The organism is Nitratidesulfovibrio liaohensis, assembly GCF_011682075.1.
GTDB classification, from domain to species: Bacteria; Desulfobacterota; Desulfovibrionia; order Desulfovibrionales; family Desulfovibrionaceae; genus Cupidesulfovibrio; species Cupidesulfovibrio liaohensis.
This window is the reverse complement of sequence record NZ_VSMK01000602.1, coordinates 1-13,718: the sequence shown is the minus strand read 5'-3', so window position 1 is coordinate 13,718 and position 13,718 is coordinate 1. Positions and strand designations below refer to the sequence as shown.

14 protein-coding genes are annotated in these 13,718 nt (G+C 63.8%); 6 read left to right on the top strand and 8 right to left on the bottom strand.

Annotation, left to right across the window (positions count from 1 at the left end):
* Window positions 1-316: 316 nt before the first annotated feature.
* Window positions 317-1,951 (bottom strand): glutamate synthase-related protein, encoded by a 1,635-nt coding sequence (locus tag FVW27_RS16565; RefSeq protein ID WP_167127258.1) that lies wholly within the window; start codon window positions 1,949-1,951, stop codon window positions 317-319.
* Between the two features lie 588 nt (window positions 1,952-2,539).
* On the opposite strand from FVW27_RS16565, the gene FVW27_RS16560 reads away from it, so the two are divergent.
* A complete protein-coding gene (locus FVW27_RS16560; RefSeq protein WP_167127255.1) occupies window positions 2,540-2,956 on the top strand; it encodes a secondary thiamine-phosphate synthase enzyme YjbQ in 417 nt (138 codons plus the stop codon).
* Window positions 2,957-3,211: 255 nt separating this feature from the next.
* On the opposite strand, the gene FVW27_RS16555 is transcribed toward FVW27_RS16560, so the two are convergent.
* Window positions 3,212-3,535, bottom strand: coding sequence for a transposase (locus tag FVW27_RS16555; protein WP_341806172.1), 324 nt, complete (start codon window positions 3,533-3,535; stop codon window positions 3,212-3,214).
* Between the two features lie 183 nt (window positions 3,536-3,718).
* Here FVW27_RS16555 and FVW27_RS16550 point away from each other — a divergent pair, with 183 nt between their 5' ends.
* The 3 genes from FVW27_RS16550 (at window position 3,719) to FVW27_RS16540 (ending at window position 6,955) form a co-directional block, all read left to right on the top strand.
* Entirely contained in the window at window positions 3,719-6,178 is a 2,460-nt protein-coding gene (locus FVW27_RS16550; RefSeq protein WP_167127249.1) for a methyl-accepting chemotaxis protein, read from the top strand.
* 130 nt (window positions 6,179-6,308) lie between these two features.
* On the top strand, window positions 6,309-6,455 hold the full coding sequence (locus FVW27_RS16545; protein WP_167127246.1) for a hypothetical protein: 147 nt from the start codon (window positions 6,309-6,311) through the stop codon (window positions 6,453-6,455).
* A gap of 2 nt (window positions 6,456-6,457) precedes the next feature.
* Entirely contained in the window at window positions 6,458-6,955 is a 498-nt protein-coding gene (locus tag FVW27_RS16540; protein WP_167127265.1) for a cache domain-containing protein, read from the top strand.
* Window positions 6,956-6,982: 27 nt separating this feature from the next.
* Here the strand turns inward: FVW27_RS16540 and FVW27_RS16535 are convergent, their stop codons facing one another.
* A complete protein-coding gene (locus FVW27_RS16535) occupies window positions 6,983-7,195 on the bottom strand; it encodes a hypothetical protein (protein ID WP_167127243.1) in 213 nt (70 codons plus the stop codon).
* Between FVW27_RS16535 and FVW27_RS16530 the strand changes: the two genes are divergently transcribed.
* Window positions 7,179-7,859 carry a methyl-accepting chemotaxis protein gene (locus tag FVW27_RS16530; RefSeq protein ID WP_167127240.1) on the top strand — a complete coding sequence of 227 codons (681 nt, stop codon included), beginning with the start codon at window positions 7,179-7,181 and terminating at the stop codon, window positions 7,857-7,859. The genes FVW27_RS16535 and FVW27_RS16530 overlap by 17 nt on opposite strands.
* On the top strand, window positions 7,810-8,361 hold the full coding sequence (locus FVW27_RS16525) for a methyl-accepting chemotaxis protein (protein WP_167127237.1): 552 nt from the start codon (window positions 7,810-7,812) through the stop codon (window positions 8,359-8,361). The genes FVW27_RS16530 and FVW27_RS16525 overlap by 50 nt, the downstream gene beginning before the upstream one ends.
* Before the next feature lie 456 nt (window positions 8,362-8,817).
* On the opposite strand, the gene FVW27_RS16520 is transcribed toward FVW27_RS16525, so the two are convergent.
* The 5 genes from FVW27_RS16520 to FVW27_RS16500 form a co-directional block, all read right to left on the bottom strand.
* Window positions 8,818-9,789, bottom strand: a complete 972-nt coding sequence (locus FVW27_RS16520; RefSeq protein ID WP_167127234.1) for a hypothetical protein — start codon at window positions 9,787-9,789, stop codon at window positions 8,818-8,820.
* 169 nt (window positions 9,790-9,958) lie between these two features.
* On the bottom strand, window positions 9,959-10,612 hold the full coding sequence (locus tag FVW27_RS16515; RefSeq protein ID WP_243838527.1) for a flagellar brake protein: 654 nt from the start codon (window positions 10,610-10,612) through the stop codon (window positions 9,959-9,961).
* 158 nt (window positions 10,613-10,770) lie between these two features.
* On the bottom strand, window positions 10,771-11,241 hold the full coding sequence (rnhA, locus tag FVW27_RS16510; RefSeq protein WP_167127228.1) for a ribonuclease HI: 471 nt from the start codon (window positions 11,239-11,241) through the stop codon (window positions 10,771-10,773).
* A gap of 151 nt (window positions 11,242-11,392) precedes the next feature.
* The gene (locus tag FVW27_RS16505) at window positions 11,393-11,914 is read right to left on the bottom strand and encodes a TPM domain-containing protein (RefSeq protein WP_167127225.1); all 522 of its coding nucleotides are present in this window, start codon (window positions 11,912-11,914) and stop codon (window positions 11,393-11,395) included.
* Window positions 11,915-11,926: 12 nt separating this feature from the next.
* The coding region (locus FVW27_RS16500; RefSeq protein ID WP_243838526.1) for an aldehyde ferredoxin oxidoreductase N-terminal domain-containing protein at window positions 11,927-13,718 on the bottom strand (1,792 nt) is incomplete at its 5' end.

Below are 13,718 nucleotides of genomic sequence, written 5' to 3'. Positions count from 1 at the left end.
GTCGCGGCGGGCTGTGCTGCAAGGCGAAGTTGCCGCGGCCAGGACCGACGCGCAGGCGCGCGCCGCACGGCTGGCCACGGTCGTGGCCGAGATAGACGGCAGGTTGGCCCAGGGGCAGCCCCTCATTCCGTAGGCCCACAGAGCCGCAGGGCGCAGGCTGTGCGTTGGCTGACGTTGCGGCGACTGCAAACTGGAACGGGGCGGAAACCATGCAGGTTTCCGCCCCGTCTTATCTGGTGTTGGGTATCGGACGCGCGCTACGGGTGCGTTTCGGCGTGCGAAGGAGGGCAAGCCTCCTCCAGCATCCACGAACCCGTTAGCCCTTCAGGATGGCCCTGGCGAACTCGTCCTGCACGTCGGTGATGAACGGAATGCCGGTTTCGCGCTCGGTCTCGCGGTTGCCCGAGGCAATGTCCTCGCGGCGGATCTGGTCCAGCGAGAAGCGGCGGGCACCGGCCATCAGCTGCTGCACGCCCGCGCCCAGCTTGTCCAGCAGGGTCCACATGGCAATGGCGCCGTAGGGCAGGTCCTTCATGCCGTCGCGGCCGATCTTTGCCTGCACGTCATAGTACCCGGCGAAGATTTCTTCCGCCGTGCTGCCGTGCTCGGCCACGGTCTTGGGCAGGGTATCCCAGTTGCCGCTGACGCGGGCGCGGTTTTCCGGCTTCAGCACGCCTTCGATGTTGGAGCCGAGGAAGCCGGGAATCATCATGGCCCGGCCCATGCAGATCATCTTCGTGTAGGGCGCGCCAAGGGCCAGCGCCTTGAATATCTGGCTGGGCTTGGCAAAGCCGCCCGCGAAGGACATGTCCACCACCCGGCGTCCGCTGGCGGCCAGCAGGGCTGCGTATTCGGCGGCCTTGGCGTGCAGCAGGATGGAGGGCACGCCCCAGGTTTCCATCATGTCCCACGGGCTCATGCCGGTGCCGCCGCCCGCGCCGTCGATGGTCAGCAGGTCCAGTTCGCACTCCGAGGCCAGGCGGATGGACATGGCCAGCGCTTCCATGCCGTAGGCGCCGGTCTTCAGCGAGATGCGGCCAAAGCCCAGCGAGCGCAGGTAGGCCACCTGGGTCATGAAGTTCTCGCGCACCTGCTCGTAGCCGGAAAGGTCGGTGTAGCCCAGGCGGCTGTGCCGGGCAAAGCCCTTCACCGCGCCGGTGCGGTAGCCTTCCTGCACTTCGGGCCGGGTGGGGTCGGGGTCCACCAGGTAGCCGCGCTGCTTCAGGAACTGGGCGTACTCCAGGCTCTTCACCTCGATCTCGCCGCCGATGTCCTTGGCGCCCTGGCCCCACTTCAGCTCGATGATCACCTTGTCGCCGTACTTGCCCGCCACGTATTCGGCCACGCCGTTGCGGGTGTCCTCCACGTTCAGCTGCACGATGATGGCGCCGTGCCCGTCGTAGTGGCGCAGGTAGTTGTCGATGCGGCGTTCCAGCTCGGGGGCCTTGGTGATGCGCCCGTTTTCCAGCACCGCATCGCGGTCGATGCCCACCACGTTTTCGCCCACCACGATGGGCACGCCACAGATGGCGCAGCCGGTGGCAAAGGCGTCCCAGTACTTGGCGGCCACAAAGGTGGAACCCAGCGCGCCGGTCATCAGCGGGTAGCGGCAGGTGGTCTTGTGCTGCGCGCCGAAGGAGGCGGCAAGGGACACGTCGGTGAACAGGGCATCGCCGGTGGCGGCCTTTTCGCCCGCGCCGCAGGCCCCGTAGTTGTAGCCCTGGATGCGCAGCGAGTTGTACGATACGCCCACGTGGGTGGTGTTGCCGCTGCCCGCGGTGACGATGCCGAAGTCGCGCGGGTACAGGGTTTCACGCCCCTTCATGCACGAAAGCCAGGTTTCGCACTTGCCCATGCAGTCGGCGCGGCACAGGGTGCACAGGCCGGATTCCGCCGTGTTGCCACGGTTGGTGGTGCCAAGGACGTCATTGCTCTTGAGCCACTGAGACATGCTGCCTTCCTCCGGGATGGTCCGTGATATTCCAGATGATGGAAAACGGGCCATACCGCCCGGCATCGGGCAAGGCAACGCGGGCATGCATGCTTGTGCACATGGTATGCTGCGGGTGTTTCCGGGTGATACGCGGCGGATGGGCGGGTTGTCTGGCGGTGCGCCCATGCAATGGTGGCGCGGGTGTATGGAAAGTGCGGCGGCATGGGCCGTACCTTGCGTGCACGGGCATGATGTGACGTGCTGCGGAAGGTTGTGCGGTATGCCCCCGGCGCTGGCGACAATGGGCGTGAAGATGTGTTGCAGTGGCGCGCGCACCGGTATTTACGAGAGCGTGCACATGAATGCATGTTTTTTACAATTTCGATATGCGACATTTTTGTCGCAAAAAAGTTCATGATATAACAATTTTGTATCAAAATATTGACATCATGCACAGTCATTCACGGAAACTGCCGGTCTGCGGAGGGCGGTATCTCGGTACCGGCACCTGGCCTCAATGAGGTTCGGGTATAACGAAAATGTGTAAAATTGGAAAAATACGCGTGCCGGCGTGGCGGAAGCGGCTGGCGCAAGAGGAGCAGCAGCATGAAATCGTGGCGCAAGGAATTGTGGTTCAACGTGTCCACCCGTCGGGCGTTCGTCAACATCACCCCGCAGGTGGACGCGGAACTGGCGGCAAGTGGCATCCGCGAGGGGCTGTGCCTGGTCAACGCCATGCACATCACCGCCAGCGTGTTCATCAATGACGACGAAAGCGGCCTGCACCACGATTACGAGCAGTGGCTGGAACGGCTGGCCCCGCACGAACCGGTACGCCAGTACCGCCATAACGTGGGCGAGGACAACGCCGACGCGCACATGAAGCGTCAGATCATGGGGCGCGAGGTGGTGGTGGCCGTGACCGAGGGCAAGCTGGATCTGGGGCCGTGGGAGCAGGTGTTCTACGGGGAGTTCGACGGGGGGCGGCGCAAGCGGGTGCTGGTGAAGATTATTGGCGAATGACGCGGATGCGGCAGCGGGCCGGTGGGGGGCGAAACTCATTGCCGTGGGCGTTTCTCGGCACGTGAAGGCCTGCCTTGTTCCAACGCCGTGCGCCCTGTCAGGTCCCTGAAGTGCCCAACTGCTCCGCGCACACCTGTATCCGGTGGTATCCGTGCCCGGGATGCAGATTTGCCAACCCGGGCACGGTCTTGATGAGCGGACCGTCACGGGCTTCCATGCCCGGCTCATAATGCAACGTCGAGCGGCAGGCGGATATCAGCGCACACGCACTGCCTTGTGACAGTCCGCGCTTCTGCTCGAACGCCCCTTGCTGGGGGGGCTGCCATTTTTTGCCGCAAATCCCGTCATTACCTCGAATCCGCGGTCACGCTCGATCAACAGCTTCCTTAGCCGCGCCTTATCCTGCTCCAACTGGCGAAGCTTCTTCACGTCGTCGCTCATGCCACGGAAGCGTTGTCGCCATGTACAAATGGTCTGCTCGCTGACGCCATGCCGCCTGGACACGTGCACCACCTGGTCACGATCAACTTTTCGCAGGATGTTCATCCCCTGTTCTTCTGAAGCTCGTGTCTTTTGCACGGCTCCCTTTTCGGTATTGGGAGCCACCGTCTCAATTTGTTGGTCTGAAAAGAGCCGAGCAGGTCAGGATCACATTGGCCAGCCAGCTACCCACGGATAAACCGTAAGAGTCATAATATCATATTTTCATTTTCGGGACTGAAGTATCATCTGCAAAATGTGTCCGCACGTCGGAGGTATGTCATGCACTTTCTCGATTCCATGCGAAACAGGCTTCTCGTCTTGTTTCTGTTGGCAGGTCTTGCGCCCGTCATCGTCATCGGTCTGTGGGCCGCCACATTGAGCGACAACGCCCTCAGGCAACAGGCTTACGACAGTCTCACGACCATCCGCACCATTAAGGGCACCCAGATGAAACTCTTCTTTGAAGAGCGACAACAGTTCGCGCTGGCCACTGCCCGTTCTCCATGGGTTGGCCCTGCGTTGCGCGACCTGGCGGCGGCGTTCAATGCTGCCGGTGGTGTCGGGGGGGGCTTCAAGGGATATGCCAACGGCAGGTTCGACGCCCCGCCAGCATACAAGGCCGTGCATGACAAACTGCACAAGGGCTTCGCCGATTTTGTCTCGACCACGGGCTTCTATGACATGTTGTTGCTCGATGCCGCCACGGGGGATGTGGTCTATTCCGTAGCCAAGGAAAACGACTTCGCTTCTGCGGCTGGCACCATCGACACTCCATTGCGGGATGTATGGCACCGGGTGATGCAGACCGGAAACATCGCCCTCTCGGACATGAAGCCCTATGCCCCCTCCCAGGGGGCACCCGCCATGTTCGTTGGTGCCCCGGTCACCGTCGACGGGGCTGTCTCCGGTGTCGTCGTGCTTCAGATTTCCAACGAGCACATCAACGCCATCATGCAGGAACGCTCAGGCATGGGCGCCACCGGCGAGACCTATCTCGTCGGCCCTGATAAACGCATGAGGTCGGATTCGTTCCTCGACCCCAAGGGCCGGACCGTCAACGCCTCATTCGCGGGCACGGTGGAACGCAATGGCGTCGACACCGAAGCCAGCCGCGATGCACTGGCAGGCAAGTCAGGTGCGCGCATCATCAACGACTACAACGGCAACCCGGTGCTTTCAGTCTACGCGCCTCTCAAGGTCGGTGATACGACATGGGCCCTCATCGCCGAAGTCGACGAAGCCGAGGTCCACCAGCCCGTGAGCACCCTCAACCTTGCCCTTTCGGGCGGGGCATTGCTTGTGGCCCTTGTCATGCTTGGCGTGGCGTGGCTGGTGGCGCGTTCGGTCACTCGCCCCGTGGCGGCCATCCGCGACTTTGCCGCCAACATCGCCAACGGCGACCTCGACGCGCTGCTCGTCGGAGATTTTCGGGGTGAACTTCTCGAACTCGCCAAGGCCATCCGCCGGATGGTGACAGAGTTGAAGGAACGCCTCGGCTTCGCCACGGGGGTGTTGCAGGCCATTCCCATCCCTGTGGTGACCACCGACAGGCAAGGGGACATCACCTTCGTCAACGACCACCTCATCACCTACATGGCCGAACCCAAGCCGGTCGAATACTGGGCCAAGGGACGCAAGGCCGAAGAACTTTTCGGCGACCACTGCCCCACCTGTTCCGACCTTGCCATCTCGCACGGAAAAGAGACGCAGACCGAAGAGAATCTGCGTACCAAGAAGGGTGAACCCCGCACGGCGCGGCTGACGGCAGCCCCACTCCAGGACCGCGATGGCAACGCCATCGGTGCCATCGTGCTCTTCCTCGACCTCACCGACCTCAAACGGCAGGAGGAAGCCATACGTCGCACCAACGAAGCCATCTCCAAGGCAGCAGACCATGCGGACTCCATCTCGCAGCAGGTGTCGTCGGCAGCGACGGAGATAGCCTCGCAAGTCGAGGAATCGGCGAGGGGTTCTGACATCCAGCGCGAACGCACGACCGAAAGTGCCACCGCCATCGAGGAGATGAACGCAACGACCTTGGAGGTGGCGCGCAACGCCTCGATGGCAGCAGAACAGGCCGATACGGCCATCAGGCAAGCGCGTTCCGGTGAAGAGGTCGTGCAGCGGGTCGTCGATGCCATCGGCACAGTGCGAGAACGCTCAGACACCCTCAAGCACAGCCTTGAGACCCTCGGCGTACAGGCCGACGCCATCGGTCAGGTGATGGTGGTCATCAACGACATTGCCGACCAGACGAACCTGCTTGCCCTCAACGCCGCCATCGAAGCGGCCCGCGCCGGGGAAGCAGGACGCGGATTTGCCGTGGTAGCCGACGAGGTACGCAAGCTCGCGGAAAAGACCATGAATGCCACCCGCGAGGTGGGCGAGGCCGTTCACGCCATCCAGTCCGGCGCACGCGGGAACATCGACGAGATGGACAAGGCTGCCGAGGCCGTGGGCGAGAGTACGCGCCTTGCCGGCGAAGCGGGCAAGGCTCTCGGCACCATCGTGAGCATCGTCGAGACGACTGCCGACAAGGTTCGGAACATCGCCACCGCAGCCGAACAGCAATCCGCCGCCAGCGAAGAAATCAACAGGGCCAGCGACGAGATAAGCGCCATCGCCTCCGAGACAGCACAGGCCATGTCCCAGTCGGCCGAAGCCGTCACGGAACTCAGCCGCCTTGCGCAGGAGCTGCGCGAGGTCATCCGCGAGATGGTGCAGGTGGGCCAGCAGTAGACGCCTTGGGGCCTGTTCGCACAGGGGCTTCAGGCAATGCAAGGGCAGCGGCTGCCCGCAGGTGAAACATATGTTAATCCACAGGGGGGGATGCGCATCGGCTCCATCGTGACCTAACCCGGGCATACTTATGTCAACCATCACGATGTCGCTGCTACTGTTCTGCGTCATGTTCTATCTGTCGCAGAAGGCAGAGTTGCCCACGCAGGCCGAGGACGACCAGAAGACGCTCATCCTCGACGCCCTCCAGCAACGGCTTGAGAAGAAGTTCGACTAGGCATCACCAACGGCATATTCTTTGCCGCTTCAATCGAAATCAAGGAGGCCCTGAAAACCGGAAACAGGGAGCGCGCCCCTGATGTCATCAAGCGCATAGGCCAGACATTTGAGGGCGAATCGAGCTACCAAGGCATACGGCTACATGTTTTCACTCCGAGCATGCAGACCTTCGTCAGAAGTTGGAACCCCAAGCAACATGGCGATACCCCGCCCGAACCCGGGGGGCTGCCTGCGCAAAGCCGCACCGAAGGCAAGGCGGTCTCGGGATTCACGCTGGATGACGACGGCTCGGTGATACGCGGAACGGCCACCATCCTCGACGGAGATACGATCCTTGGCTTCATCCAGTTCATTCAGGGGGTTGGCAGCATCTCGCGCGATTTCGAGAGTAAGGGGCTCGTCTACGCTCAATTGGTGGGCACAGAGACGGCGGCAAAGTCCAAAGCCATCGCCGGAAACAGGAAGGCAGCCGGTCACCACCTCGCCAACGACAAGTGATTCTCGGCGAATGTGGTGCAAACGTTGTCATCCCTGCCCCTTGAGATCATTGACAAGCCGACCAGCATCCGCGCCGCCGGGCACTTCGTCGTCACCCTCCACGTTTCGGACAGGAACGGCTACGTCATCGGCCAGCATGTACTTGCCGATCCGGAGAGCGTCGTCGATAGCAAGGTCGAAGTGGCCATACGCGCGTGGTGTTTTTTTTCTTGGCATGGTGCTGGTGGGGCTGCTGCTCATTTTCGCAGTGGTGTTCGCCATCCTGCAGCGCAGGATGCTTAGCCCGCTATGCAACATCGCAAGCTTTGCCGATGCCGTGGCCTCCGGCGAACGCAACGTCACTCCCAGGGGGCGCTGTTATTTTGAACTGGCAAGCCTCAAAGACAGTCTGCTCAACATGGTCGAAGAGCTTGCCACCATGACGGACATGGCACGCAAAAAGGGGGTGGAAGCCGAAGAGGCCGCCAACAGGTCTCTTCTGGCAGCGCGAGAGGCGGAAGAAGCCCGCTCCACATGCGTACTTGCCAAGAACGAGGGAATGCTCGCCGCCGCCCAAAAGCTTGAAGGGGGCGTGCAGGTGATGCTGACGGCGGCGAACGATCTTTCGCAACGCATCGGGCAGGCCGACAAAGGCTCCGGGGCGCAGTCCGACAGGATTGTCGCCACAGCGCAGGCCATGCAGGAGATGAGCGCGACCATCATGGGGATCGCCCGAAGCACAGCCGAGGGCGCGGCGACCACTTCCGGGGCAAGAACCCGCGCACAGGAGGGGGATGCCATCGTCCATGCCGTCGGGGCTGCCATCGCCGATCTGAACCGGCTTGCCGTCGATCTCAAGCCCGATATGGACGCTCTTGGCAGGCGGGCCGAGGGTATCCGGCCAGATTGTCAACGTCATCTCTGACATCGCAGACCAGACGAACCTGCTTGCCCTCGACGCGGCCATCGAAGCAGCGCGGGCCGTGGACGCTGGACGCGATTTTGCGGTGGTGGCGGACAAGGTGCGCAAGCTCGCAGAAAAGGCCCAGACAGCCACCAAGGAGGTCGAAGGCGCGGTGCCGGCCATCCAGTCAGGCACTCTCAAGAACCTCGGCAATGTCGACCGGGCGGTATCCCACATCTCCACAGCCGGGGCTGAAGCCGAAAGAGCACGGCAGGCACTTGGCGAAATTGTGGGATTCATCGACATGGCTTCGGGGCAGGTTCAAGCCATAGCCTCTGCCGCCGAACAACAGTCTGCGACCTCGGATGAAATCACCCGGGCCATTGAGCACCTTGGAACCATATCGGAGGATACCGCCGAAGCCATGGGCGAATCGTCAAGGGCTGTCGCCGAGATGGTGCATCAGGCTGATATCTTCAAGCGGCTTGTCGACGAAATCAAACGCGAAGGTAAGGAGACGTAACCTGTAGCAGGCCAGACCTGAACTGGCATGCGGCTCCGTTCTGATGGTGCCGGTTGTCAGGCCGTTTGAGTTGTCAGGCCTTTTTATCACGGAGTTTCTTTACATCAAGGGGTGTTTGCATGGGGGGCGCAGCACATTTTGCCGTGATGCGTCACAGCGCTATTGCAAAGCTCCATTCATGCGTAACCGTATGCCCGCAACTTTTCCTGAAAGTTATGCAATTTGCGCAGAAAGATAGCCTGGTAGAATTCGTGCAGGATGGTCTTGTGGAAACATCCGCTACAATTTGTCTGCGGGGGTCGTGTTTTGTTCCTGTAGGTTCGATGTCGTTTGTGCCCGGATAGATCTGGCCATCATGCGTTTCCAACTTGTCGCAGTGGTCCGTGCCCCTGTCAGAACAGGACTTTTCCCGGCGCCCTTCTTTTCGACTCGAGACTGTTTCACGTTATGGCCGTATCAGGGAAGGCTCAGCCAGTAGTACCCCACCCCCACCAACGTGATGGACGCGGCGCGCAGGGCCTGGTTGACCACGATCAGCTCCACCGCCAGCGCGGGCTTGAAGTATCCGGCATAGGACGGAAACTGGTGGCGGAAGGCCCGCATGGGCGTGGACAGCACGTTGCCTGCCAGCAGGGCCAGCACGATCTCTCGTTCCGTCAGCGCCCCGCCGCCCAGCACGGCCCCGGCGGCGGACACCGCCGCGCCGAATTCCGCCGCCAGATGCAGCAGCACGATGCCTAGCGCCTCTGGCCGCAGAAAGGCCAGCGCGCCCATGTGCCGGGTCATCCACGCTTCGGCCAGATCGAACCAGCCCGCCTGCTGCATGGCGTACATGGCTGCGTAAGTGGGTACGGTGAAAAAGACCACCCGTGGCATGCGCTTGCGAAAGCGCATCCAGGCCGTGTGCAGTCCGGCCCGCCAGCCCTTGGATTCGTGCCCGTCCAGACGGCAGGTCACGCAGCCTTCGGGCAGCGGGGGCAGCAGCACCCGACCGCAGACCACCGTCAGCGCGGTGCGCAGAAAGGCGGCCAGCAGGGTCAGCCCCACGTAGACCACGGCGGGAAAGCCCAGCACCGGCCAGGTGATGAAGAACAGCGTGGGCAGATGCACGAAGTAGCTGGGCAGGCTGTTGAACAGGTTGGCGAAGCGCAGTTCGCGCTTCGAGAGTTCCCCCTTCTCGTAGCTTTCGGCCAGCAGCGAGTTGGACGCCACGGACGAGAAGAACGCCAGCGAAAAAGAAGCCCCGGCCACGTCGCGCAGGTGCCCCAGGCGCACCAGCGGTGTGGCCAGGCGGGCCACCCCTCGCGTCCAGTTCAGCGCTTCGATGCAGTTGGCCACGAACAGCCCGACGGACATGGACAGCACCAGACGCAGCAGCGGACGGCCAAGGCCGTCCCAGAGGTGCCATGTGGTCTGCGCGTCGGTCATGCGGTGCTCCGTGCTGGGGGATGCGCGCCACGTGGCGCGGTGCGCGGGGCGGTGGTCGCGCACGCATGAGGCATCAGGTAGTGGCGGGGCCGGGGGGCGTCAAGCGGGGGAGACGCCGAAGTGGACAGGGTCGGGACGAGTCCGTCGAGCGCGCCCCTTCGGGATGGACTCAGATCAGGCAGGACACGTTGTCCAGGTAGCTGGAAAGCTCCAGTTGGGTGTCCGTGTTGAGGTCGGCGAACTTCAGGCCCAACTGCATGCGGTTGCCGTCCATGGAAATGCTTTTCACCAGGCACGAAAGGGTGGTTTGGGCTGCTCCCTCTGCGGCAAAGAAGCCGCACTGCAACACCAGCATGTCATCCACGGCGGTTTCGCGGATGGGGTCGTCGCGCTGCAACTCCAGCGAAACCTTGCAGCCGCCCTCGCTGAGGTCGAGCAGGATGCACTTGTACACGCCGTGGCGGCCATGCACGGCGGCGGGCAGCAGGCAGTTGACCCGGCGGTGCTGGCGCAGGTCCACCTGTTCCATGGCGTCCGGGTAGTCCACGAACAGCAGAAAGCCCGGCTTGACGATGTGGTTCAGCACCTGGCTCTTGAAACCGAAAATGGTGCCCCCGGCTATGTAGCGCAGGGTCACCATCTCTCCGTTCAGCAGGCGCGCGCGGATGCCGGGCACCAGCGGCATTTTCAGGATCAGGTATTCGAAGTGCTGCAACCCCACCAGTTCGCTGGACAGGTTTTCCTTGGTGCCCGCGATGTTCAGCAACATGCGCGTGCCAAGGGGCAGGTCGAGGGCATGGCCGTTGCGGGTGCGGGTGACCATTGCGCGCTCCGTGGCCCGTTCGACGGGGCGTTCGGTGATTGCGGTGCGGGGAGGCATACGCGTTTCTAGCCGGATTTACCGAAAAAAAGAATGGGGGCGAACCCTACCGGGGCCGCCCCTCCATCAAAAAGTCCGATGCGTGCGGTGCGTGCCCCGGCTTATTCCCGGTAGCCCGTGTCGGGCGGCAGCCCGCGCGACGAGGCCTGGGTGCGGGCCAGCACGTCGCAGCGTTCGTTTTCGGGGTGGCCGGAATGACCGCGCACCCAGTGAAAACGCACCTGGTGCAGGTCCAGCAGGGGGTGCAGCCGTTCCCACAGGTCGCGGTTTTTCACCGGCTTCTTGTCGCTGGTCTTCCAGCCGTTGCGGCGCCAGCCCGCCAGCCACTTCTTTTCCACCGCGTTGCGCACGTACTGCGAGTCGGTATACAGGTCCACGCCGCACGGCTCCTTGAGCAGGGCCAGCGCCTCGATGACCGCAAGGATTTCCATGCGGTTGTTGGTGGTCAGGGCAAAGCCCCCCGAAAGTTCGCGCTCGGCGCCGTTGCAGCGCAGCACGGCGGCCCAGCCGCCGGGGCCGGGGTTGCCGAGGCACGAGCCGTCGGTGAAGGCCTGGACGTTCTTCATGGTCATGGAATGATCCGGTGATGGGTTGCAGGTGATGCGGATACGGGCCGAATCGGGAGCCGAACAGGGGGACGGATCGGGGGCTGGACTGGGGCGGTACACGGGCCGGGTCGCCAACAGGCCGGAGCAAGGTCTGGCCGGATCAGCGTCGGGCCGGTCAGTTCTCGCCCAGTCGGTCCCACAGGTGCTTCAGGGTGCGCACCAGCCCCTCGGCCCACTGGCCGGAAGCCATGGCGGGGCGCAGCCAGTCGTTTTCCAGGGTCTGGGCCAGGGTTTCGCCGTAGGCCTTGCGCAGCAGGGGGGGCAGTTCCACGATGGCCTGCCCCTTGGCCGGGCACAGTCCCACGAACAGGGTCTGGGCGTCCAGCCTTGGCAGTTCCGGGGTATCGCGCCGGATGTGGATGAGCAGCTTTACCCCGTGCACCTCGCGGAAGGCGTCCACCAGTTCGCGCAGGGCCTTTTCCTGCGCGTCGGTCAGCAGGTCCGCCTCGTCCCATACGGCGGATGCGGCGCGCACGTCGGCCAGGCGGCGTTCGGTGTTCGCCCAGAAGGCCCACGCCGTCAATGCGAACACGGCGATGAGCAGCATGGTGCGCAGAAAGAACTGGCCCGGCGTGTCGGCATTGACCAGCGGCAGGCGCGGTTCTGCGCGGTCGCGCTTGGGAAACCGGAGGAACATGGTTCCCGGGCCTCAGCCCGCCGCCGGGGCGGGAGCATCCGCCATGCGGCGGATGGCGTCCACGTAGGCCAGGCGCAGGGCCTCCATGTAGGCCGTGTCGATGGGGCCCTTCCAGGTGACGATTTCGGTGAAGCGTTTGGGAATGGTCACTTCCTCGGGCCGGTAGCCGGTTTGCAGCTTCAGCCGCCAGCGCGCGGCCTGCACGGCGCGCAGGGCGCCTGGCATGCCGTCGGCCTCTGCCCGGCAGCCGATGGCCGTCAACGCCTCTTGCAGGCGCGGCATGGAATAGGCCTTGCGTGAGAACAGGCAGGCCACCATGCAGTTGATGGCGATGCGCTTCTGTTCGTCGTCGGCCAGAAAGGCCACGGCCTTGTCCACGTCCGCCGTGATTTCCCCGGGCGTGCGGAAGGTGCCCGGCTCGCGCGGGGGAACGGACTGGTCGAAGGAATAGCCGCCGCTGTCCAGGTGCGAATGGCGAAAGCCCAGCGCCTGCGCCACAAAGAACACCTCGCCCGTGGCATACCCCGCCATTTCCTGGCCCAGCACGCACGAGAATTCCTGTCCGCCATAGGCGGCGGTGGCGGCGGGGGTGCCCCGGCCCAGGGTGCGCCAGAATTCGTTGGCGCCGTTGGCCAGGTGGTGCAGCCCGGTCATGTAGGCCGCCACGTTGCCGAAGGCCAGCGGGACGAGGGTCTCGGCCTCTGTGATCACGCCGCGTTCCAGGGCTTCCGTGGCCCAGGCCAGGGCCACGCCCGCGCTCATGCAGTCCAGTCCCAGCTTTTCGGTGTCGTCCAGCAGGGCCAGCACGTCGGAGGCGTTGGTCAACCCCAGCATGGAACCCTGGGCGAAGATGGGCTCGTAGTCGTACGACACCTGCTTGTACAGGAACTCGTGGTCCCGCGCGAACTGCTGGCGCAGCAGGCCGATGTGGATGCAGCCCACGGGACAGCCCGCGCAGGCCGTCTGGCGCAACAACAGCTGTTCGGCGAAGCGTTCTCCGGAAATGCCGTCGATGGCCGGATCGGTGGTGGCTTGCAGGTTGCGCCAGGGCAGGGCCTTCAGCTCGTTGAGCACCGAAAGGTTCTCCGCCGTGCCGAGGTCGTGGTACTTCTGCATCATGTCGGTGCCGGTGACGGCGCCGTAGATGTCCCGGAACAGCTTGGGGTAGTCCTTGCCGTCCGGCAGGGCGGCACCGCCGTCGCCCAGCACCACGATGCCCTTGAGGTTCTTGGCGCCCATCACGGCGCCAGCCCCCAGCCGCCCGAAATGGCGGAAGGAATCCACGTTGGCGCAGGCGAAGGCCACGCCCTTCTCGCCCGCCGGGCCGATGCGCACCGTGGAGCGGTGGCCTGAACTGTCCTTGCCGAAGCGGCGCAGGTACTTGCCGGTGACGAACACGTCCTGGCCGCGCAGGTAGTGCACGTCGTGCACCTCCAGCCGGCGCGACCCCACCACCAGGCAGGACAGGGTGCGCGCCGCACCGGTGATCATCAGCGCGTCGTACCCGGCAAAGCGCAGGGCCAGGGCCAGTCGGCCACCGGCGTGGCTTTCGGCCCATTGCCCGTTGTAGGGCGAACGGAACCCGCACACCACCTTGCTCATGAGCGGGTAGTAGCCGGTCAGCGGGCCGATGGCGAAGATCAGCGGCTGGCGCGGGTCTTCGGCGGGCGCCCCGGGCAGGCCGTAGGCCTCGTACAGGGCGGCGGCCAGGCCGCTGCCGCCAAGGTGCAGGGGGCGTCCCTCGAACTGGATGACGCGCGAGGCCCCGGTGGCCAGGTCAACGTGCAGCACGCGCGAGGCGGTG